This window comes from Tardiphaga sp. vice304 (genome assembly GCF_007018905.1).
Classification (GTDB): Bacteria; Pseudomonadota; Alphaproteobacteria; order Rhizobiales; family Xanthobacteraceae; genus Tardiphaga.
Genome location: NZ_CP041402.1, coordinates 658,274 through 679,246, shown reverse-complemented (window position 1 = coordinate 679,246; position 20,973 = coordinate 658,274). Strand labels below are relative to the sequence as shown.

Annotated in this window: 20 protein-coding genes; 9 read left to right on the top strand and 11 right to left on the bottom strand. The window is 61.4% G+C overall.

The features are described from left to right. Positions 1-45: 45 nt before the first annotated feature. Both FNL56_RS03165 and FNL56_RS03160 read right to left on the bottom strand, forming a co-directional pair. Positions 46-3,207 (bottom strand): PAS domain S-box protein, encoded by a 3,162-nt coding sequence (locus FNL56_RS03165; RefSeq protein ID WP_143581766.1) that lies wholly within the window; start codon positions 3,205-3,207, stop codon positions 46-48. 194 nt (positions 3,208-3,401) lie between these two features. Next, the gene (locus FNL56_RS03160) at positions 3,402-4,025 is read right to left on the bottom strand and encodes a response regulator transcription factor (RefSeq protein ID WP_143581765.1); all 624 of its coding nucleotides are present in this window, start codon (positions 4,023-4,025) and stop codon (positions 3,402-3,404) included. A 598-nt stretch (positions 4,026-4,623) separates the two neighbouring features. Between FNL56_RS03160 and FNL56_RS03155 the strand changes: the two genes are divergently transcribed. The 8 genes from FNL56_RS03155 to FNL56_RS03120 all read left to right on the top strand — a co-directional run bounded on the left by FNL56_RS03155 (position 4,624) and on the right by FNL56_RS03120 (position 11,060). Next, a complete protein-coding gene (locus FNL56_RS03155; protein WP_210245458.1) occupies positions 4,624-5,067 on the top strand; it encodes a hypothetical protein in 444 nt (147 codons plus the stop codon). 167 nt (positions 5,068-5,234) lie between these two features. Next, positions 5,235-5,513, top strand: coding sequence for a ribbon-helix-helix domain-containing protein (locus tag FNL56_RS03150; protein ID WP_143577467.1), 279 nt, complete (start codon positions 5,235-5,237; stop codon positions 5,511-5,513). 189 nt (positions 5,514-5,702) lie between these two features. Further along, positions 5,703-6,425, top strand: coding sequence for a CBS domain-containing protein (locus FNL56_RS03145; RefSeq protein ID WP_143571552.1), 723 nt, complete (start codon positions 5,703-5,705; stop codon positions 6,423-6,425). Between the two features lie 22 nt (positions 6,426-6,447). Continuing rightward, positions 6,448-6,615: a hypothetical protein gene (locus tag FNL56_RS27550; protein WP_168202845.1), complete on the top strand. Its 168-nt coding sequence runs from the start codon at positions 6,448-6,450 to the stop codon at positions 6,613-6,615. A 46-nt stretch (positions 6,616-6,661) separates the two neighbouring features. Continuing rightward, entirely contained in the window at positions 6,662-8,218 is a 1,557-nt protein-coding gene (locus FNL56_RS03140; RefSeq protein WP_143581764.1) for a bifunctional aminoglycoside phosphotransferase/ATP-binding protein, read from the top strand. Continuing rightward, positions 8,215-9,048, top strand: a complete 834-nt coding sequence (locus FNL56_RS03135) for a CHAD domain-containing protein (RefSeq protein ID WP_143571550.1) — start codon at positions 8,215-8,217, stop codon at positions 9,046-9,048. The genes FNL56_RS03140 and FNL56_RS03135 overlap by 4 nt, the downstream gene beginning before the upstream one ends. 175 nt (positions 9,049-9,223) lie before the next feature. Continuing rightward, a complete protein-coding gene (locus FNL56_RS03130) occupies positions 9,224-9,772 on the top strand; it encodes a hypothetical protein (protein WP_143571549.1) in 549 nt (182 codons plus the stop codon). Between the two features lie 586 nt (positions 9,773-10,358). Continuing rightward, entirely contained in the window at positions 10,359-11,060 is a 702-nt protein-coding gene (locus FNL56_RS03120) for a hypothetical protein (RefSeq protein ID WP_143571547.1), read from the top strand. On the opposite strand, the gene FNL56_RS03115 is transcribed toward FNL56_RS03120, so the two are convergent. From FNL56_RS03115 to FNL56_RS03100, 4 genes are all read right to left on the bottom strand, one after another. Continuing rightward, positions 11,047-12,192, bottom strand: coding sequence for a hypothetical protein (locus FNL56_RS03115; protein ID WP_143571546.1), 1,146 nt, complete (start codon positions 12,190-12,192; stop codon positions 11,047-11,049). The genes FNL56_RS03120 and FNL56_RS03115 overlap by 14 nt on opposite strands. Positions 12,193-12,231: 39 nt before the next feature. Continuing rightward, complete coding sequence (locus tag FNL56_RS03110; protein ID WP_143577466.1) at positions 12,232-13,128, bottom strand: hypothetical protein; 897 nt, start codon at positions 13,126-13,128, stop codon at positions 12,232-12,234. Between the two features lie 10 nt (positions 13,129-13,138). Continuing rightward, entirely contained in the window at positions 13,139-13,348 is a 210-nt protein-coding gene (locus FNL56_RS03105) for a hypothetical protein (protein WP_143571544.1), read from the bottom strand. A 221-nt stretch (positions 13,349-13,569) separates the two neighbouring features. After that, positions 13,570-14,724, bottom strand: coding sequence for a hypothetical protein (locus FNL56_RS03100; RefSeq protein ID WP_143581763.1), 1,155 nt, complete (start codon positions 14,722-14,724; stop codon positions 13,570-13,572). A gap of 155 nt (positions 14,725-14,879) precedes the next feature. Here FNL56_RS03100 and FNL56_RS03095 point away from each other — a divergent pair, with 155 nt between their 5' ends. Continuing rightward, complete coding sequence (locus tag FNL56_RS03095; protein ID WP_168202844.1) at positions 14,880-15,551, top strand: thymidylate kinase; 672 nt, start codon at positions 14,880-14,882, stop codon at positions 15,549-15,551. A 91-nt stretch (positions 15,552-15,642) separates the two neighbouring features. Here FNL56_RS03095 and asnB read toward each other — a convergent pair whose 3' ends face one another. From asnB to FNL56_RS03070, 5 genes are all read right to left on the bottom strand, one after another. Beyond that, positions 15,643-17,325, bottom strand: a complete 1,683-nt coding sequence (asnB, locus tag FNL56_RS03090; protein WP_168204634.1) for an asparagine synthase (glutamine-hydrolyzing) — start codon at positions 17,323-17,325, stop codon at positions 15,643-15,645. Between the two features lie 126 nt (positions 17,326-17,451). Further along, positions 17,452-18,261, bottom strand: a complete 810-nt coding sequence (gene istB, locus FNL56_RS03085; protein WP_143581761.1) for an IS21-like element helper ATPase IstB — start codon at positions 18,259-18,261, stop codon at positions 17,452-17,454. Next, entirely contained in the window at positions 18,258-19,766 is a 1,509-nt protein-coding gene (gene istA, locus FNL56_RS03080; RefSeq protein WP_143581760.1) for an IS21 family transposase, read from the bottom strand. The genes istB and istA overlap by 4 nt, the downstream gene beginning before the upstream one ends. 183 nt (positions 19,767-19,949) lie before the next feature. Beyond that, positions 19,950-20,228 carry a hypothetical protein gene (locus FNL56_RS03075; RefSeq protein ID WP_143581759.1) on the bottom strand — a complete coding sequence of 93 codons (279 nt, stop codon included), beginning with the start codon at positions 20,226-20,228 and terminating at the stop codon, positions 19,950-19,952. 3 nt (positions 20,229-20,231) lie between these two features. Next, positions 20,232-20,927: a phosphocholine cytidylyltransferase family protein gene (locus tag FNL56_RS03070; protein ID WP_143571540.1), complete on the bottom strand. Its 696-nt coding sequence runs from the start codon at positions 20,925-20,927 to the stop codon at positions 20,232-20,234. Positions 20,928-20,973: the final 46 nt, after the last annotated feature.

Below are 20,973 nucleotides of genomic sequence, written 5' to 3'. Positions count from 1 at the left end.
TGCAGCCGATCGACAACATCCCCGCGGCAGCCTGGCGTGCCGCCGTCAGGCCAGCAGCGCATGTCGGATCATTTTGGCGAGTTCGCCGACCCGGTAGGGCTTGATCAGCAACAGCACGCCGCTGTCCTGGAGTGCGTCGCTATTGAAGGCGTCGTCGGTGTAGCCGGACGTGAACAGAACCTTCAGCCCCGGTCGCTGCTGTACCGCGGTTTCCGCAATCTGGCGTCCGTTGCGCGGGCCGGGCAGAACGATGTCGGTAAACAGCAGATCGATTGTTTCGGAACTATCCAGCACGGCCTGCGCCTCCTTCGCATCGGTTGCCGAGATCGTCTGGTAGCCCAGGCCTTCGATCTGCGCGACGACATAGTCCCTGACCAGACTGTCGTCCTCGACAATCAGAATGGTCTCGTCGCCGCGTTGCACCGGAGTGACGCCGGCCACCTCGTCGGCGACCGGCTCGGCCGACAGCGAGCGCGGCAGATACAACGTCACCAGCGTTCCGGCGGGCGTACTCGAGATCGATACGTGCCCTTTGGACTGTCGGGCGAAGCCATACACCATGCTGAGCCCGAGTCCCGTGCCCTTGCCGACTTCCTTGGTCGTGAAGAACGGTTCAAAGGCCCGGCCGAGCGTCGCGCGATCCATCCCCTCGCCGGTATCGCTCACCTCGATCGTGACGTAGTCGCCAGGCGCGATGTCGGAATCGGCGGGCACATCTGAAGCGTCGAGATGCAGGTTTCCCGTCGAGATCGTCAGCGTGCCGCCATGCGGCGATGCGTCCCTGGCATTCAATGCCAGATTGAGAATCGCGGTGGTCAACTGGCTCGGATCGACGATGGCGGACCAGGTGTCTGCGAACATCTCCAGATTGACGCGGAGCTGCTCGCCCAGCGCCGCGCGAAGCAGCTTCGCCGTCTCCAAAGCGAGATCGTTGATATCGACATCCCGCGGCCGCAACGGCTGTTTACGGGAGAAGGCCAGCAGGTGTTTGGTGAGTTCGGCGCCGCGGCTCGCCGCCGAATCGATCATCTGCGTGATGCTGTGAAGTTGCGGACGGTCGGCGACGCCGTCCGCGAGGATCTGGATCGTTCCGGTAATGACCGTGAGGATGTTGTTGAAGTCGTGCGCGACGCCGCCGGTCAATTGCCCGATCGCTTCCATCTTCTGCACCTGACGAAATTGCGCTTCGGCTGCCCGCTGTTCCGTGACGTCCCGGATGAAGGCGTTGAACAGCACGCCGCTGTCGCGCAAGAATTTGGTGAGGCTCAGCTCGACAGTGATGTCGTGGCCTGCCCTGGATCGCGCCGGGAATTCAAATCGCGTACCCGTCGTTTCGTGTTCATGGCAATCGAGGTAGGCCATGAAGGCGACCCAGGAGACGCTGTCGGTTTCAACATTGGCAAATATTTCAAGGATCGACGCCCCCACGGCATCCTGCCTCGTCCAACCGAAGATCTCCTCGGTCTGGCGATTGAGATCGGTCACGACCAGACTGGAATTGAATTGCAGAAAGCCATCCAGCGCGGTGTTCAGAATGCCCTGCGCCATCTTTTCGCTCTCGCGCTGCGCCTTCTCCGCTCTCTTGCGTTCCGAGATATCGACGATGGCCGCCAGAATCAGTGTTCCCTTGCGGGTGGGAATGGGATTGAGACTGATTTCGACAGGAAACCGGTCGCCGCGGCTGCTTTGCCCGTAGAGATCGATCCTTGCGCCCATGCGCTTGGCCGACGGGTTGGCGGTGTAGGCCGTGCGCGAATGGGCGTGCGCAGTCCGAAGATCGACCGGAACCAGCGTTTCGACGGATCGTCCGATCAACTCTGCCCTGGGATGGCCGAACAACCGTTCGGTCTCGGCATTCACGAGCATGATCACGCCGTTGACGTCAATCAACACCAACCCATTCGGACTGCTGTCGATCGCGAGCCTGAACATTTCCTCGCTGAGTTTGCGGTCGGTGATGTCGCGCACAACCTTTGCCGCACCGACGGTTTTTCCTGTGCCCGACAGAATCGGCGACACGCTCACCGAGACGTCGAGCAGGCGCCCGGCTTTCGATTTTCGCACTGTCTCGTGATTTTCGACGGCGATTCCGCTTTTCACACGGTTGAGAATGCTGAGGGCGTCGTTCCGGCGGTCTTCCGGAACGATCATATCGATGCTTTGCCCGACGGCTTCCGACGCCGTGAATCCGAAAAGCCGCTCGGCGGCCTCGTTCCATCCGGTGATGGTTCCGGTCAGCGATTCGGTGATGATCGCATCGTTCGAGGACCTGACCGCCGCGCTATACAGCCGTTCCCGGTCGGCGTAGGCGTTGAGCTCGCTGTCCGCGTCGCGCGCCTGCTGCCGCATCAGCAGCGCCAGACGAAGCTGGATGCGTGCGGTCTCGGCGAGAAGAATGGCGAGGATCGCGCCGGCCGCAATCAGGCCATAGAGGCGCCCGACGTAATATCCGAAATCAAACCGCGCCGCATTGAACACGGCGGATAGCGAAATCTCGAAGACCCAGGCGCACAGGATGGCCCCCATCCACACGTCGAGAACGGAGGGTTGCTTCCGTTTCAACAGAAGGCCGATCGACAGGAAGCAGGCGAGAAAAACGAGCCCAACCGCCGACATCGTCGCCAGCGTGAATTTCGAGTTGACGATCAGGACGGGCAGGATGGGGTGCCCGACGGTCAGGACACACAACAGGATGACGGCCGCCAGAAAGACGCCTGAAATGCTCAGAGCGATAGCCCGGTTGCAGGCGCGGCGCGTCCTGAAGGGACGGCGACCGGGATCGGAGATCGCGTAAAGCAGCGTGAACAACGGCAATCCGGCGTGCCAGACCATGTAGAGCCACGCCGTGGTTTCCGGGCCGGGAAAGAACAGGCCGTCATTGGCGAACAGGTCATCATAGGTCAGCGCATAGCCGGCGACCGCGAGCGCCGTAAACAGATAGCCGCACGCGAGGTACAGGATCCCGATGGAGCGCAGAACCGCGAATTGCGAGAACAGCAGGACAGCCGTGATGATGTAGACGACGGCCAGGGAGGATTGATAGCTGGCGATGAAGGCCGGCACCGACGGGAATGTAACGCGAACGAATGGCAGCGCGGCCACGACCAGCAGCAGAGAGCCGATCACCGCATACAAGACGGCGGTCCGATCGGCCGGAGAACTGGGAAGCGTCGAGAGATAGACGCGACGATTGCAACGCTCAATCATGCATACCTCGTTGTTGAGTCATGCCGACCGGCAGGAATGGTGGAAAGAGGGTCAGGTTCCGACCTTCGACGGGTTGCGCAGGACCGACCGGAAATGACCGCACCTGGATGGGAAGCGGCGGGGCAAGCCGGTAAAGGCCGCCCTCGTCGTTTCAATGGCCGCGTATGCGGAACAGCGGCCGGTGGTCGCGTCGATCAGGTTCGTGCGGCATCCAGAACCATCCGCACCAGTTCGGTAGCATTTCGGGCGCTGAGTTTCTTCATGATATTGGCGCGATGATCCTCGATCATGCGCGGGCTGATCCCGAGTTCCCGTCCGGCTTCCTTGTTGGAACAGCCCGCAGCAATCAGCTCGAGCACTTCGCGCTCGCGGCGGGTCAGCGGCTCGCGTCCTGGAAAATGCATCGACTGCGTTTTCGAAGGCGGTGCATCGCGGCGTCGTGAGAACGCGCCGATGGCTCCTTCAATCCGCTCGATGATTTCACTTCCCCGAAACGGTTTCTCGATGAAATCGAGGGCGCCGGACCGGATGGCGTCGACGGCCATCGCGATATCGCCGGATCCGGAAATGATGAAGATCGGCGCCGGATAGTCCTGCGCCCGCAACTCCTTCAGGATATCGATCCCTGACTGTCCTGGAATATGAACGTCGAGCAGCATGCAGATCGGGCTGCGTGTGCGGGCGACAGAAAGCAACGCAGCTCCGTCGGCAAAGCAGATCACGTCATAACCGGCCGCCCCAAGCACCAGAGACAACATTTCTCTGATTGCGGGATCGTCGTCGACGACGAAAATCTCGCCGTGGGCCAGTTCACCCATTCCATCCTCCAATTGGCGCGGCGCATCTGCACATCGGCGCTTGACAGTAGTGGTACGGCCTTTTGCCTTAACGCCCAAGTAAAATGACGGGACTACTCATTAGATGACCGGAAGCGGACTTATAAAACGCTAGCAAATCATTCGGTGAAACCATGATCTCTTCCATACTCGTTAGTTCGAATTATCCAATCGAAATTTCGCAATCAATAACGATGCGCAACGTTTCTTCCGCAGTGACTGGAAAGGAATGCCGCCGGAGCCGCACGCGCGACCATCGCGCGGTATGATGATGCTATCGACACCGACGATCGGCATGATCGGCGCCGGCTGTCACCGCGACTCATTCGCAGCTGAACGGTGGATTCCACGCTCGACATGAGCAGATCTCGACGGGGCCGCTGACCGGCGTCGCGATCTCCGACTTCTCGCAGAACTTTCGCCAGCCCTCCGATATCACTCATCGTTTCCGAATGTCGCCTGGCTGGTGCGAGCGCGCCGCGAGCTTCTAGAATAGGGCAGACATATGCGACATCTTCCCCTCGATGGACAAAAACGCGGGCGTTCCGACCAGCTATCTGCCAAAACGCTGGCATCGCTGATGGGGCCGGTGCTGATCGTGAACCGCCACTTCGAAAAAAGTCGCGTGGTGGAGCGGGCGGTTCGCAGCATCTGCCAGGAGACCGTGGTCGTGGAGACCTGCGAAGACGCCCGGGTCTGGCTCGACTGCGCGCGATCGCATTGCGTGATCATATGTCCGACCGACGGCGACAGATCCCATGTCGAGCTGGTGACCTATATCGGCGCGGTCGGCTATCCGCTGCCGGTGGTCATCCTGGGAGAAAAGGACCAGCAGCTACGTGGATTATTGCGCGACATCGCCACCGAACGGAAGATGACAGTCCACACCTTTCCCTATCCCGTCGAACTCGGCCTGCTTCGCGTGTTGCTCGCAGACCAGAGGGCGAAGACGGCAGGGCTTCCCGCCGCGCACATGTGGGGCGGCGTCAAGGTTGACACGGTCGTTGCGCGGCACCGCCCCTAGCGAAATGCCGAGACGTGCGGCGGACGGCATGGCGGATGTGGCTCAGCCGGTATTCATACGGGGCGCATTCCTAAGGTTTGCATACACCTTACCAGCTAATATCGAGTGCACCGATTCGACAAAACAGGCCGCTTAACAAAAATGATTTAATGACAGAGGAGCATTCCATGGAAAAGCACGCCGTAAAAAAACGTTCGGTTGTTGTCAGCGGACGCCGGACCAGCGTCAGTCTCGAAGATCGCTTCTGGGATAGCCTGCGAACGATCGCGGAAGCCGAGGGCAAGACCATCGGCGTTTTCGTTTCGGAGATTCACGCCCGCGGCGATGCTGTCAACCTGTCCTCGGCGATCAGGATCTCGATTCTGGATTACGTCCAGCAGAAGGGTTTCGATCAGTGGCGCAATGCGATGCGCTCGCCCGCAGCCGTCGCCGGCGCGCCGAACTAGGCCAATCGCGTCGGCAGGGTTCGACTGTTCCCTGTCGACGCCTCTCTGCATCACGCAACAGGGCGCGACCTATTGCTGCAGGTCCGCTATCGGACCCGCTGCGCTGCATTATATTGCGCCAGATCAACCTGCCTTCGCTGGCCGAGTGATAGCCTCTCGTTCATAAGCCATGAACATCGGGAGATTGCCATGCGTGCGCATCAGATCATGACGCATCGTATCATTAGCGTGACGCCGGAAACTTCGATCGCCGACGCCGCAGAAATCATGCTTACCAATCACATCAGCGGACTGCCCGTGCTCAATGCGTCCGGCGAGTTGGTCGGGATCGTCTCCGAGGGAGACTTCCTGCGACGCTCCGAAATCGGCACGCAGCGGAAGCGGCCGCGCTGGCTGCAATTCTTCACCAGTACCGGACGCCTCGCGGACGACTTTGTCACCGAGCGCGGGCGCAAGGTCGAAGACGTCATGACCCGCGATCCCGTCACGGTCCATGAAGAGGCCCGGCTCGAAGAACTGGTCGCGCTGATGGAGCGTCGCGGCGTCAAGCGACTGCCGGTTCTGCGCAACGGGCAATTGGTGGGAATCGTGACCCGCTCCAACATGCTGCAGGCGGTCGCCGGCCTGGCGAAGGAGGTCCCTGACCCCACCGCAGACGACGACCACATCCAGGCCCGCCTGCTGCGCGCCTTCGATGCGGCCGATTGGCGGCCGATCGGGCTGCAGGTAGCGGTCCGCAACGGCGTCGTTCACCTGTACGGCCTGATTGGCGACGACCGCGCACGCCGCGCGGCGGTAGTGGCCGCCGAGAACACCGAGGGCGTCAAGGAGGTGCACGACCACATCTGCCTGGTCGATACCTGGTCCGGCTTCTATGTGGAATCGCCGGAAGACATCAAGGCCGCCGGCTGACCTTGCGTCAGGAGGACGTGTCATGGCCTGGGCGTTACGGCTGATCGGGATCGTTGCTGCGGCAATCACCTCGTTGTTTGTCGCCCGCGAGGCCATGAACTTCGGCTTCGTGGAAACGTTGGTGACAGTCGTGCTGGTTGTCGGCCTCATTCTCGCCGCCGTCGGCTGGACCATGCGCCACGAGGCCTGAATTGGCTCTGTCCGGGAAACCGTGGCCGGCGCCGCGGAGAACCCCGATGACCATCGAAGTTAACGCGCCAGACGAAGCACGCGAGCAGGCCGCAATCCTCGACTTCCTGCAACAGGCCGAGCCTGGCATGCAGCGCATCGACACCCACGCCTCGATCGTCTTTCTCGGCCGCTCCCGCGTGCTTAAAATCAAGCGCGCGGTGCGGCTGCCGTTTCTCGATTACTCGACCCTCGCCCGGCGCCGGCTCGCCTGCGAGCAGGAACTCGATGTCAACAAACCATTCGCGCCGCAGATCTACCAAAGGGTGCTTCCCATTACGCGCGACCCGGCCGGACTACATATCGATGGCAGCGGGCCGGCGGTGGAATGGGCCGTCGAGATGGCGCGCTTCGACGAAACGCTGGGCTTCGAGCGGCTGGCGGCCCAAGACGACATCTCGACGCCGATGGCGATCGCGCTGGCCGATGCCATTGTCGCGGCGTATAAACAACAGCCTGCGCTGCGAACTACCGGCTGGGTGGCTTCCATCTCCGGCATCATCGCGCGCAACACCGACAGGTTTCGCAGCCTCGCGGGCATCGCCGCCCCGGATATCGAACGCCTCGATGCGATGAGCCAGGCGGCCCGGCTCGCGCGTCAGCCTACGCTGTCGGGGCGCAGCGAGGCGGGCTTCGTCCGTCGCTGCCACGGCGATCTGCACCTCGGCAATATCGTCCTGATCGACGGCCGGCCGGTGCTGTTCGATGCCATCGAATTCGATCCCGCGCTCGCCACGACGGACATCCTCTACGACCTCGCATTTCCGCTGATGGATCTGATCCGCTACGGCCGCACGGCAGCCGCCAACGCGCTGTTCAACCGCTACATGGAGCGCAGCGCCGACGCCAACCGCGATGCGCTGGCGCTGCTGCCGCTGTTCCTGTCGATGCGCGCGGCGATCCGCGCCAATGTGCTGTTCACCAGGAGCGAGCAGGGCGGCGACAACCGCACGGCCGATTGGAACGAGGCCAGGCTTTACTTCGATCTGGCCCTTACACTGATCGATCCCGCGCCGCCCCGGATGGTGGCGGTCGGCGGCATGTCCGGCACCGGCAAGAGCGAGTTGGCGCGCCGGCTGGCGCCGATGCTGGGTCCCGCCCCCGGCGCCCTGGTGCTGCGCTCCGATGTCATCCGCAAGAAATTGTTCGGCGTAATCGAGACCGAGCGGCTCCCGGAAGAAGCCTATACGCCCGAGGTCACCGCGCGAGTCTATGACCGGCTGATGAGCGGCGCGACGCAGGTGGCGGCGCAGGGCCATTCCGCCATTGTCGATGCGGCCTTCTTGCGCGACAGCGAACGCGCCTCCTTCGACACGGGAGCGCCGCGGGCCGTTCCCCGTGACGGGCTTTTCCTGCGCGCCGATCTTGTGGTCCGCGTCGCGCGGATCGGGCCGCGACGCGACGACGCCTCCGATGCCACGGCCGCGATCGCGACCCTGCAAGAAGGCATGTTGCTGGGCAGCGTCGAATGGCCGGCCATCGACGCCGGCGGATCGCCTGAGCAGACGCTCGCCCGGGCCTGCAGCCGCCTGGGGATCGACGAGACGATCGGAAGCCAGGCATGACCGCGCTTCACGCGAAAACGACGGGTGCGCGGCGCTGCCAGGACGCCTTTCAGCAGATCGCGCGCGGCTGCCTGCGTTCGGTCCGGCAGCACCGCGCCACAGCCTGCCGCGGCCATCCGGAGGCCATCCATCAGATCCGTATCGCGCTGACCAGGCTGCGCGCCGCGCGAAAATTCTTCGCCGCGATGACGCGGGACGCGGTCTGGCCGAAGCTGAAGATCGACATCCGCTGGCTGAACGCCGCGCTGGGCGCCGCGCGGGACGACGACGTGACGACCGCCTGTGCCAGCACCGTTGAGGACAGCCGCCTCGCCGTCAAAGACGACACGCAACTCGCCGGCGCGACCGCGCGCTCCCACCGCCAGCTCGCGACGGCCTTGCGCTCGGCCCGCTGCGACCGGCTTCTCGCCGGTCTTGCCCGCTGGGTCGACAAGGGCCCGTGGCTGACGACGACCGCTCCGGCCGCAGCCCGGCGACGCACACGCTCGCTCGCCGACTACGCCCCGCAGCATCTGGAGCGATGGCAGCGGCACCTGGCGCGCAAGACCGCGCATGGATTGGGCCATGGCCGGCGGCTGCACCGCCTGCGCATCGCCGCCAAACGCTACCGCTACATGCGCGAGGCACTCACCGCGATCGGCCTGCCGGAAAGCCGCGCCGAGCGCCGCAGCCGCGAGGCGGCACATTCCGCCCAGCACGCGCTCGGTGAACTCCGCGATCTCGCCCGATTGCGAAAGTGGCAACCCGCGAAACGCGCGGCGAGAAACTATACGAGGCAGAAGAAAAGACTGCTGCACAAGGCAACGAAGGCGTTCGAGAAGTTCGGCTGATACGGCGGTACGCGGGATCACCTGACGGCACGGCCACAAAAGATACCGCGGCGGCGACGCGACGCTGGCCGACCTCGTGATGCACGGCTTGACGACGGTTGGAGCGTTTTAAATGGTTTGAAAGGGAGTGGCGGAGAGGGGGGGGCACCCTGCTCTCCTCCGACATGGCCAGACGATGAAACGACGCGACCTCGGACGCCATCTCGAATGGCACGGCGACCGCATTCGCGTGGTTATGAAGGTCCCTCCCAGTCAACGGGCAGAGTTCGGCACCAAGGTGCGCGAGGTGCTCATCACGCGCGATCAACTGGAGGCTGAGCGGGAGAAGTTGGATGTGATCCGCCGTATCAAGGCCAAGCTCAAGGGCGTGAAGACTCTCGCCACACAGAAGCCCCTGATCGAGGAGGCGCTGCGCTGGCGGCAAGCGGCGCAAGATGAGGCTGTTGCGACCGGGTTGACCGATGAGCAGACTACCGTGGCGGAAGCCCTCAGCAACCGCGTGGCCCGCATCGAGGCTATTCACGGGCCGCAGGAGGCTCAGCAGTTCGCCGCCGTCGCAAGCGGCACAGGCACACCGCTCCGCGCCTTGCTCGACATCTGGTTCGAGGAGCACTCTTTCACCAACGGATACCAAGAAGATGTTCGCCGGGTGCTGGGCCGCTTGGAGGCTTGCTGTCGGCACTCAGCGGCTTGCGGATCGACGAGATCGGCAGTCTGCGCGTGAAGGACTGCTAAGGCTGCAAGATCGCGGTCGTGAAGTCGAAGACGCCCAGCGGGACGAATGCTCGCTTGCGTGATCCAGAACCATCCGAACCGCACGGGCCCGGACCTCGGGTGAAAACTTGTTTGTCGTCTTGCTTGTCATGGCTCCATCCTCTCAGAAGTTGGAGCCTCCGATCAATCCGGGGCGGTTCAATCGCTGGGATCGCAGACATCTAGTCGTTTGCCGACCTTCACGATCATTTACTTTGGAGGAAGCGGCCGAGCGGCATTTTCCTGATCAACCATTAGTCCTTCATCGGCTGCAGTTTCTATTTCACCATGATTGTGTGGCGCCAGAGAGAAACACGGCTCCGCACTACGATCTCCAGCTAGCCCTTGGCAAGAAAACGCATTAAGGTTGAATAGCTTTGATGTGGAGATCAATAGCTGCGATGGAATGCTGCGTCCGCGTCCATGATCTGACGCCCAAATGCTGCGCCGAGCGAAGGCTTTCCGTTGTCTCCGGACTCTGTCCCGCGGGCGAGTCGATATCCGACGGAGGTGCCGGCTTTCTGCCGGACGCTGTCGCGCCGCGCGGCGAATGGCGCATGCCGACGCCCGATGAACTTTCGGGGCTCGTCGGAAGCCCCGGCGTGCACAAGGATCCGGAAGTGCTTGTCGTGCCGCTGCCGCGGTTGTCACGCGTGCTCGAAGCGCATATCGCATCGCGGCGCAAGGCCGATTTGACATTTCTGCCCGAGGCCGTGCGCGAGGGCATCGAAGACATCGCGCGGTTCTGCGGTCGGCTCGACGGTCTCATCTGCCAAGGCGCCTGGGTCGGCCCGGGGGGCCTGCGCTTGGTGACGCATATTCCGGACCCGGTGGCACCCGTGCGGATCGGGCTGCACATCGACAACTGGGACAAGATTCCGCTGATCGAACGATCCCGCGCGCGACGCCGGCTCTGCATCAACCTCGGATTAAACCCGCGCTATCTCGTCTTCTTGCCGACGCCCGTGTCAACCCTGGTGGCCGCCAGAAAGCTCTCTGGCGAACTTCCGCCGAACATGTCGGCACCGGACGCGGTTCGCGCGTATCTCAGCCGGAATTTGAACCACCCTGCGGTCCGTGTCCGGATCGATCCCGGCGAGGCCTATGTCGTCAATGCCGACGACGTGATTCACGACGGGGCTTCAGATTCGCCGGATGTGCCCGATGCGGCGCTTCACTTTCTGGGGCATTTCGAGCGGCCGAACGAGGTGGCGAATCGTGCCGGTGATGAGGCTCGGGGGACGATCAGCGGGCGATGACGAAGCCGGATTGCTCGACTTGATCTGCCATCCGCTCGACGGTGCGCAATCCGAAACCGACGCCATTGACGCTATCGCCAACGATCGCCGCCTCATGGGAGGTCGTGGTGTTATCGAACAGCAGCATCATGGCGAACTCGGCAAACGACAATTTCAGACTCGCGCCGAGCTCATTCAAGCGGGCAACCGCGACGCCGTCCTCCATCAAGCAGAAGTCGACGTCGAGCTCCAGATTCGGCAACGGCGTTCCCCCGCGCCTGACTGAAGCAGGCCATTTATATCGATCGAATTTCGTCTCTGCACCGCCGATAAGCTCACACTCGGCCCATGTGAAGGCCGAGCGGGCAAATGTCGCGATGCGGCAAGCATGGTCGAGCGCCAATTTCTTCGTCGGCGCTGCCGGCGCACGGTGTAACTGCCAGACAAGTTCACTGGCGCTCAAGCCGGTCGGACGAAGCATCAGCCGCTCTCCCCAGTCGACTGGCAGCCTTTCCAGCAATCTGCTGCGCCATTTCGGTGTCGGATTGGTGAGGTGGAATCCAGCCAGAAATCCGTCCACCGCATGGCCAAGCAATTCCTGCGCCGCAAATACCATTGAGCGATGGTCCCCGGCGTCGCGGTATCCGACCATGTCGACCTGGATCGTCCGGGCCATATGCCGCGCCACATGCAGCTTCAGGCGTGCGATGTTGGCGCAGGCCGGCCTGCTGCTGCTGACGTGATCGGCTTCAGCGTCACGCGGCCACAGCAATGTCCCGGCGTACAGTCGGTGCAGCAACAGAAGCTCATTCGCGGTGAAGTCGGCTGCGCGGGTGACATTCCAGGCCGAACGCGACCAGCTTTCGATGCGGTCGATAATCGAGACGACCTGGGTTCGCGGCAATATCCGCATGTCGATGATGCATGTCCCGGAAACCCACGACACGACTTCATCAGGCGAGACCCGCGCAAGCTCTTCACGGGGGGTTATCAGGATCAGATCGACGTCTGATTTTGTCGTTCCCAATCCCTCGGCCAGCGAACCGACGGCAAGAAGAACATCGTCTTCTCCGATCGATGCGACAGCCTGCGCGCCCTCGACCAGCGCACCGAGATCTATCAAATGAAGGCAGAGAAACTCTTCAAGAGTCATTCCCGACACCTGTAGCGGCAAACCGGCGCGTGGGGCCTCTCACCCATCGTAGAAATTCGGCTCTGTCTTCTTGGCACGGCACCAATCCCGCCGGGCGCAACAAGCGAGCGAGCAATCGAAAGCATTGTCGCCGAACTCTTCCGTGGTGATCCGGTTGAAATCGCTGAATCGCTTACAAAATAGCGCGGCGACGTTGCACTGGTCCGCCCCCTCGGAAAGCTTTTCGATGAGGAAGGCCGTGTAACCGACATGAGCCAGCTCATCATTCAGAAGGCTGTCCTGAATTCTTTTCATCGCCTGGCGGTTTCTTGGCGGGCAATGGGCCTCGAGCGCGCGACGTTGCATAACGTGATGAATCGTGGTGCGGATTTCCGCGATATTCATCTGGAGAAAATCGTCGATGGTCGGAACCTTTGCATAAGGCGACCCCTTCACCGGAAAAAGCTTCATGTGCATTGAGAAGCCTGGAGACAGTTGCCGCAATTCATTGCGGAACTCGACCGAAACCGAATTGGGAAAGGCAAGGTCCAGCAACGCCAGATACATCAGAGAGTGCTTCGACTCATCGACGGCGTGACGCTTCAGTTGACGCTGTTCGTCCTTGTCCGGCGCACAGGCGGCCAATGACCACAGACGTCTCGAACCATCGCCTTCCCGCTCGGAATTAGTCAGGAGCGACGTTGCCATCCACCGAGGGTCTGTAGCGGATTCTTGATATAGGGTGGCATAGGGTTCGGCGTCGAACGGCGGCGGCTCTCGTTCGAGCGCCTCGCCGATCGCCGCTGAATATTTCCGGCATTCGCCAAGGCCGCCATACAGATCAACCGCAACCTGTGCGATCCTGGCGACCTTGTTTCCGAATGCTTCCGCCGACACCAGAGCGCTGACATGGTCAGCTATCTCTCTGATTCGCTCTGCCGAATTCGGGCTGCGCATGGAGGTCGCGCTAGACCGACTGGGAAGCCGGATCGAATGGCGAATTCAGCGCCACAAACGCCGTATCAGCCTTGGCGAATTTGCGCGCTATTTCGTCCTGCGTCGCCTGGTCCAGCACCAGCTTTCCGTCTTTGATGCGGCCGGTGAGTACAAGGCCAGTCCGATGTTCGTGCAGGACTTTCGCTGCTTGGGATAAACGCTCGACTTCATGATCAGTCATCGTGTCTTCTCCTCATCCTTGGGCAGAATTCACTTACAGAGTGTATAACGATAGTTTACTACCTCAACGCACCAGTTCCGTCAATGCCCTACGGCGCATCACACAAATTCGTGCGCTACACTTCGTTCAACCCGTCGCGTTGAAGTGTCGACCGTTGGTTCCGGCGACGACGGCGTTCTTTGTGCGCTGCACGAGCCTCATGTCGACGGACAGTGCAACTATCAAATGCGGTCGAACGCTTCGTCGATCTCGTCCCATGACAGCGATTTCTCTTTGCCGAAGTGGAAATCGAACGATCCGGCATTCACGTCGTCATGGCTGAACTTTTTTCTTATGTCTGCCTCGGCCTGTTTTCGGCAGGACAGATCGAACGGCAGCCAGTCCGCGAGCGGCCGGTCGTTCTCGATACTGTTGAGGAGCCGTTCCGTCCCCATGGAGTCCGGCATGCGCAGGATGGCCTGCCGGGTTGTTTCCACGGCGAAATGCGGAAACAACAGCGCGTCGACCTTCATCGACGCAATACAAACTTTCCTGCCAAACACCTGGTTGAGCGAGGGTTCATACAACTCGTACTTGCCATGCGAAAGCAGGGGCCCGGCGAGATAGCAGCTGTTGTGGTCATCGGACGGTCCGATCCTGCTATCAAGCGAGCCATTGTCCAGAACCGTTTCCGGCGTGATCCGGCACATATGGGGTATGGCTTTCGCCGCGAGATCGCCTCCGGCATCTACGCGCAGTTCCGCCATGTCGCTGCCCAGCAATTCGCCGCCCTTTTGCAAAAGATGCATGGCCAGCGAGGTTTTTCCGGCTCTGCGCGTACCGATCAGCGCCACACCCTTGCCGCGATAGCGTACGAAGGCGGCGTGTACGTCCACGTAGCCTCGCTGCCAACAGGCGAGCCGCAGCACATAGGCAACGAGATGCTCAAAATGCGGGATGAACGGCCGCGTCCCCAGCGGGTAGACGTAGACAAGAAGCTTGCGGTCGCGCCGCAGGATCGTCAGCCCATCGAACGGCTGAACATGGCGAACCACCGCCCGTTGCGCCGAGCGGCTGAGCGGTTCGGCAATAAAATCGCCGCGCCAGTATTCAGCCAATCCCGGGGCCGACAGGTCCTGCGCTTCATCGGCAAACGCTTGCAGCGTTTCGCCATATCGATCACTCGCGACAGCCGCCACGGTCCAATCGGCGGCGGCCTCCGCCGGGCCGACCAGTGTCAGGTTCGCCGGACCGAAAACGTGCTCCAGCACAGTTCCCGCGCGTTCATCATCCGATCGCACATCGACCCGTTCCGGTTTCAGATCGACGCGGAAGCGATGGGCCGCCGATCCTGCCGCCGCCAAAAACGCCACATCCAACCGATCCATAACTGTCACGTGCACCTCGTCATCCCGGTCAGCTACAATAATCTTGGCTTGACCAAATTATCGTACAGGATGCATGTTAAGATAACACAACTTTGAGATTTCGGTCAAAATTGCGCGGTTCGGGGTCTCAGTCGACGCCACTGGCAGGTCTGGAGGAGTCGAAAGTGCTGGTGGCAATCGCGGGCGCGGACGGCGCGGGCAAGACGACACTGAGCAGGCAGGTCGAGCAGGCTTTGCTACACATGGGGGTGGAGGCCGTGCGCCTCGATCGCTTCGATATCTTGAACCCAACCCTTTCCCCTGCGTCGGCGTTCATTGACACCGACGTGCAAACACTACGCAATAGCGTGCTGCAAATGCCGACAGCAACGGCGCGCCTTCTCTTCATGCTGTGGTCGATGGCGGTTACGGTGTCGTCTCATCTGGATCAGGCCGACGCCAGCCGGGTAATCATTTACGACAGCTACTGGATGAAGCACACTGCTGCCGAGATCATCTTCGGGGCGGACGAGAAGGCGGCATTGGCCACTGCGAGTCTGTTGCCGCAGCCGGACATCACGCTTTACATCAAGCTGCGCCCCGAGGAAATGTACCGGCGCAAGCACGACGATCTGGTCGCCTATGAGTGCGGCATGGATCCGGCCTGCCATCCCGAAAGTTTCCTGCAGCACCAGCGACGCATTCTGGAACGACTAGACTCCTGGTCGCAGCGTCTGGGATGGCAGGAAATCGATGGTACGCAGTCCCTCGATGCGCTGGTCGCCGAATTGGTGCGGCGGATCGGGGAGGCCCGTGCGACCTGGAAATGTGGCGAACCGGCGACGCTCGCGCTCTAGATGTGAGCTTTCAATAGGTTGTCCATTCGGACGGGACACGCTTCCATCCATTGAATTCGCTCTCGACTGTCTTTCCGCGCTTCACGCCGCGCTACATGGATACGGCCCGGTCAATATGCGCGCGGAACCACAACTCGACATTCAGCAGCATCCAGATCCGCTTGCCGTAGAAATCGTACGCCAGGTGCTGCGGGTTCAGCAGAAGATCTTCGACATTCTTCATATTGAAGATTCCGCGCCGCCGCGTGCAGCCGTCAAGCAGGATCTCACGCGCGAAATTCTGCAGCGAACCACCGAACCAGGCATCAAGCGGCACCGGAAAGCCAAGCTTTTTACGGCGCGAAATCTGCGGCGGCAGCTTCCCATCGGCGACCCTGCGCAGGAGATATTTGCTGACGTCGAGGTGCTCGCTAGCATTCTCGCTCTTCGTAAAGCAGGCCCTGAGCCTGTGCAGCGGCGATTTCCAGCGCATTTTGTACTTGAGTGGAATGGACCAGACAAACTCCACCAGCTCGTGGTCGACAAACGGCACCCGCGCCTCGACCGAGGCGGTCATGCTCTGCACATCCAGACGGTCGAGCAAGTTCAACAAATGGATTTTCTCGAAGAAGTAGAACACGCGGTCATACGCATCGTCGCTTCGCGTCGCGTCAAGAACGGCGTGACAGCGGGACAGGAATGCGCGGTCGAAATCGAGTTCCGCATTGACCTGGTCGCTGAATATATCCCACTTCGCAGCGAGCGGCCACCAGTGATAGACATGGAGGAGATGCGCCACGTCGTCCTTCAAGCCAAGACGCTGAATGACATCGGGATCATGAAGGGTTAATTTGATCAGGGCCTGCAGCGGCGTCGGCAGCCGCTGGTAGAACGCCAGCTTCCGGTAGTCCATCGGCGACCTCTGGACGCGGCCATAGCCGCCGAACAGTTCGTCCGCCCCCTCCCCGGACAGACATACGGTGACGTCCTTCTTCAACTCATGCGACAGCGCGCACAACGCCACTTCGTGAGGAATCGACAGTGGCTGGTCGCGGTGCTGGATCATGCCGTCCATCATCGCAATATATTTATCGGCACCAAAAGTCAGATGCCGGTGCTGGGTTCCGAGATGTTGACTTACTACCTCGGCATGAGCACCCTCGTCATAACCTTCGACGTCGAAGCCGACCGAATAGGTCCTGAGCGGTCCGGCGTGGTATTCGGCCATGATAGCAACCATCAGACTGGAGTCGAGGCCACCGCTGAGGTATGCGCCAACGGGAACATCACTGACCAGATGACGCCTGATCACCTGCGACAGCTTCTCCGTCAGCGTCGTCAGATAATAGTCTTCGCCCTTGTCTGTCCGTGGAAGCGAATGCGGGATGTCCCAATATTGCCTGATACCGACACGACCGTCGGCAAAGAGCAGGTGATGACCCGGCTGCAAGGATTTCAACCCGACAAAGACGGTATCTTCACCCAGCACGCTGCGAAAGCTCAAATAACTCGACAGGGCCGCCAAGTTGGCGCGCTGCTGAAAATCAGGGTGCGCCGTGATCGCTTTCATTTCCGAGGCAAAAACAAGCCGCTCCCCTATGACGCTGTAGTAAAGCGGCTTGATGCCGAGCCGGTCGCGGGCCAGAAACAACGCTCGCTTTAGCCCATCCCAGATGGCAAAGGCGAACATGCCATTGAAGCGCGTGACGCACGCCGCGCCCCACTCGGCAAAGGCGCGAAGGATGACTTCGGTGTCGCTTTCGGTCTTGAATCGATGCCCGCTGTAGCGCGTCAATCTGGATGGGAAGCGCGACAATCAGGATGGCAATTTAGCGGTCGCGGCGTGGGGATGATTGTCGCGGCCTGACGATAACGCAAGCGATAATCGCGTGCTGTAGAGTTGATTGTCGTGGAGCGACAATCAGGATGACGCTTTGATTGTCGCGCGCGTTGGCGGTCGTCCGGCTCCACGAGCCTTGTCGAGAGCCTCTTTCCGGCGATAGCTGTCGACATTCATTTCGAGGATCGTGGCGTGATGGACGAGGCGGTCGATCGCCGCGAGGGTCATAGCTTGATCCGGGAAGATTTTTCCCCATTCACCGAATGGCTGATTGGCGGTGATCAGCATCGAGCGGCGTTCGTAGCGAGCGCTGATCAACTCGAACAGAACGCTGGTCTCCGCTTGATCCTTGGTCACATAGGCCAGATCGTCGAGGATCAGCAGGTGATATTTGTCGAGTTTGGCGATCGCCGCTTCAAGCGTGAGATCGCGGCGCGCGATCTGGAGCTTTTGCACGAGATCGGTGGTTCTGGTGAACAACACGCGCCAACCGTTTTCGATCAGGGCCATGCCGAGCGCCGCTGCCAGATGCGATTTGCCGCCGCCAGGGGGACCAAAACACAACAGATTGGCGCCCTTGTCGAGCCAGGCGTCACCGGCGGCGAGAGCCTGCACCTGCGCCTTTGAGATCATCGGCACGGCATCGAAGTCGAATGCAGCGAGGGTCTTGCCCGGCGGCAGGCGGGCTTCATCCAGATGACGCTCGAAGCGACGACGGTTTCGCTCCACCATCTCCTGTTCAGCCAGGGCCGCCAGGAAGCGGGCGGCGGGCCAGCCTTCCTTATCGGCGGTTTCCGCCAGGGCGGCCCAGATCAGCTTGATGCCGGGCAGACGCAGTTCGCTGAGCAGCAATTCGACACGGGCGGCGTCGATCTTGACGGTCGCGTTCATGCGGCTTCTCCCACAGCCGCGGCAATCTGGTCGTAGATAGCGAGCGAGGGCAGCGTGACGACGACGACCGGTAGTGCCATGCCCTTCGGTCGGAAGCGTTCGATCAGCGCCTTGAGATCCGGCAGGATGCCGTCGTCGAGCGTGGCTTGCAGCACGGCACCGAGCTCCGCCTCGCAGGCCCGTTCATGTGCGAGCGCCAGAAGCCCGACCATGGCACGGCAGGCTGGTCTTTCGCCAATGCCGGCGAGCAAGGCGTCGAACGCACGGGCGTAGACGCGGCGGGGGAACAACTGGTCGCGATAGACCAGATTGAGCAGCGCCATCGGTTTGCGGCGCAGCGAATGGATGACATGGCGATAGTCGATGACGTGGCCGTGTTTGCCGTTGGGCTGGGTTCGCCCGCGTCGCAAGGTGATGATGTGCGTGGCGCCCTGGAAGCATTCGAGCCGGTCGTCATAAAGACGTACGCGCAGCCGGTGACCGATCAGGCGGGATGGGACCGAGTAAAACACCTTGCGCAACGTGAAGGCGCTGGAGGTCGTGACGTCGACGTTGACCTCCTCATAATCGGCGGTCTTGCGCACCGGCAGTTTCTTCAGCGCCGTCCGCTCCTGATCGATACGCTTGGCATTGCGCGCGTTGCCGCGGCCAACGATCTCGTCGACAAAACCCCGCCAGGCCGCAAGATCGTCGAAGTCGCGTGAGGCACGCAGCAGCAGGGCATCGGCCAGCGCTCTCTTGAGATGGCCATGCGCACTTTCGATCGAGCCGTTCTCATGCGATACGCCGGGATTGTTGCGGGTCGGCGTCATGCCGTAATGGCCGCAGAACGCCTCATAGCGCGTCGTCAAATCCTCCTTGGCATCGGCTCCGAGATTGCGGAACGCGGCCGACAGGCTGTCGCTGCGGTGCTGCTCCGGAACCCCGCCCAGCGACCACAGCGCGTTCTGCAAGCCTTCCGCCAGCGCGACAAAGCTTTCGCCACCGAGCACGACGTGGGCGTGTTCGAAGCCGGAGAAAGGCAGCCGGAAGTGATAGAGCCGGCAGTCCAGCAACTGGCCCGCAATGGTGACGCCGAGATCGGCGACCTCGGTGAAGTCCGACAACCCCATGCGACCCGGCGGATGTTCCTGACGGAAGATCACCTCCCGATCCGGCCCGTTCACCGCCCGCCATGCCCGAATGCGCCGCTCGAGCGTCCGCCGCGTTCCAGAACCCAGTTCCGGATGCCGCCGGCATAGTTCCTCGAACACGGCGATCGGCCGCAATCCGGGGGCGGCCCTCAGTATCGGCAGAACTTCGTTCTCCCAAACGTCGATGAACGGATCGGCTCGACGGCGTGCGCGGCGCGCCTTCTTCTGGGTCGGAAGTCGGGGATCCTTCTCGTATCGGTAGGCGGCGGAGGTGCTGAAACCAGCCTTTGCAGCGGCGACGGCTGGCGAATGGTTGCGACGCAAGCTCATGAAAAGCCTCATTTGTTGATCGGTGACATGCCGGCCGGCCAAAGCACTGGTCCTCTCGAAGGAGAAGCCGATGCTTTACCAGCCGCCGTTACCGCCAATGAGGCCCCTTCGGGCCGACACGCCGCTGCTGGGGTGCCTCCGGTCGGGCTACGCCCTCCCTTCGTCACCCCAGCAGCGGCGCATTCTCATCCTGATTGTCGCGGGATTCTCATCCTGATTGTCGCGCTACAGCCCGCGATTTTCGAGCGCGGCACGCACCTCCCTGAAGTTGTAAAGCTCGCCATTGTAGACAATGACATATCGACCGTCACATGCCGTCATCGGCTGACGGCCGCCCCGCAGATCGATGATGGACAAGCGGCGGTGGCCGAGGAATACGGTGTCATCGAGGTAGCTGCCGCGCTCGTCGGGTCCGCGGTGTTGCAGTCGATCGGTCAGCGCCTCCAATAGGCACCGGGATTCAGCGAGCGCGGAAACGGACGCGATTCCGAAAATGCCGCACATCCATCACGCCCATTCACGGCGAGCGCGTTCCAGATCCTCCGGGAAGTCAATCTCAAGCCACTTTCGACCGCTGATATCGACCGGAACGACCGGATAGCCCCGTGTCATAAGCGACCTTGCGCCGATGATGTAATACTGGTCCGTCTTGCCGGCCTTTACCGCGCTTTCGATCTCCGGAAGCATCGCGTTCAGACCATCGGTCGAATATTTCGCGATGCCGATGAAGCGGGCATGGGCCTCGCTTTCGCCGAGCTCCGTGCCAACGCGCGTAATCTTTCCATTCTCAACAGACACCAGGGCGTGTCCACGCTCGACCGCGTTGCGGTCCACGACCATTCCGATATCAGCAGTAGAATTGAGCGCCGCATCCAGTATCGCGGGCTCGTAGATCAGATCCGCATATAGCACGACGAGATCGCCATCGATCCAGTCACGCGCGAACATAAAGCTCACGATATTGTTGCCATGCTCGAAAAACGGATTGTAACGATAGTCAACCCGCTCGCCATAGCGCTTCTCAATCAATTCGTAATTATAGCCGGTCGCGATGCAAATCCGGTCAACGTCCAGCGACTCCAGCAGCTCTATTTGCCGATCGAGTATCGGTTTTCCGCCAACCTCGACGAGCCCTTTCGGGAGGCCTCCATTGACCGCCTCAAGCCGTGTGCCCCTGCCGGCCGCAAGGATCAGCGCTCTCATCCGATGCGCCTTCCGCTTCGGGCGTTTGCGTTTGTGGATGAGCAGG

Bases quoted from the DNA above. Each gene is read 5' to 3' on its own strand.
- FNL56_RS03070 (WP_143571540.1), bottom strand. From the start codon at position 20,927: ATGAGAGCGCTGATCCTTGCGGCCGGCAGGGGCACACGGCTTGAGGCG.
- FNL56_RS03150 (WP_143577467.1), top strand. From the start codon at position 5,235: ATGGAAAAGCACGCCGTAAAAAAACGTTCGGTTGTTGTCAGCGGACGC.
- FNL56_RS03155 (WP_210245458.1), top strand. From the start codon at position 4,624: ATGGGGCCGGTGCTGATCGTGAACCGCCACTTCGAAAAAAGTCGCGTG.
- istB (WP_143581761.1), bottom strand. From the start codon at position 18,261: ATGAACGCGACCGTCAAGATCGACGCCGCCCGTGTCGAATTGCTGCTC.
- FNL56_RS03105 (WP_143571544.1), bottom strand. From the start codon at position 13,348: ATGACTGATCATGAAGTCGAGCGTTTATCCCAAGCAGCGAAAGTCCTG.
- FNL56_RS03135 (WP_143571550.1), top strand. From the start codon at position 8,215: ATGACCGCGCTTCACGCGAAAACGACGGGTGCGCGGCGCTGCCAGGAC.
- FNL56_RS27550 (WP_168202845.1), top strand. From the start codon at position 6,448: ATGGCCTGGGCGTTACGGCTGATCGGGATCGTTGCTGCGGCAATCACC.
- FNL56_RS03120 (WP_143571547.1), top strand. From the start codon at position 10,359: ATGCCGACGCCCGATGAACTTTCGGGGCTCGTCGGAAGCCCCGGCGTG.
- FNL56_RS03075 (WP_143581759.1), bottom strand. From the start codon at position 20,228: ATGTGCGGCATTTTCGGAATCGCGTCCGTTTCCGCGCTCGCTGAATCC.
- FNL56_RS03130 (WP_143571549.1), top strand. From the start codon at position 9,224: ATGAAACGACGCGACCTCGGACGCCATCTCGAATGGCACGGCGACCGC.
- FNL56_RS03140 (WP_143581764.1), top strand. From the start codon at position 6,662: ATGACCATCGAAGTTAACGCGCCAGACGAAGCACGCGAGCAGGCCGCA.
- FNL56_RS03145 (WP_143571552.1), top strand. From the start codon at position 5,703: ATGCGTGCGCATCAGATCATGACGCATCGTATCATTAGCGTGACGCCG.
- FNL56_RS03165 (WP_143581766.1), bottom strand. From the start codon at position 3,207: ATGATTGAGCGTTGCAATCGTCGCGTCTATCTCTCGACGCTTCCCAGT.
- FNL56_RS03160 (WP_143581765.1), bottom strand. From the start codon at position 4,025: ATGGGTGAACTGGCCCACGGCGAGATTTTCGTCGTCGACGACGATCCC.
- FNL56_RS03115 (WP_143571546.1), bottom strand. From the start codon at position 12,192: ATGACTCTTGAAGAGTTTCTCTGCCTTCATTTGATAGATCTCGGTGCG.
- FNL56_RS03110 (WP_143577466.1), bottom strand. From the start codon at position 13,128: ATGCGCAGCCCGAATTCGGCAGAGCGAATCAGAGAGATAGCTGACCAT.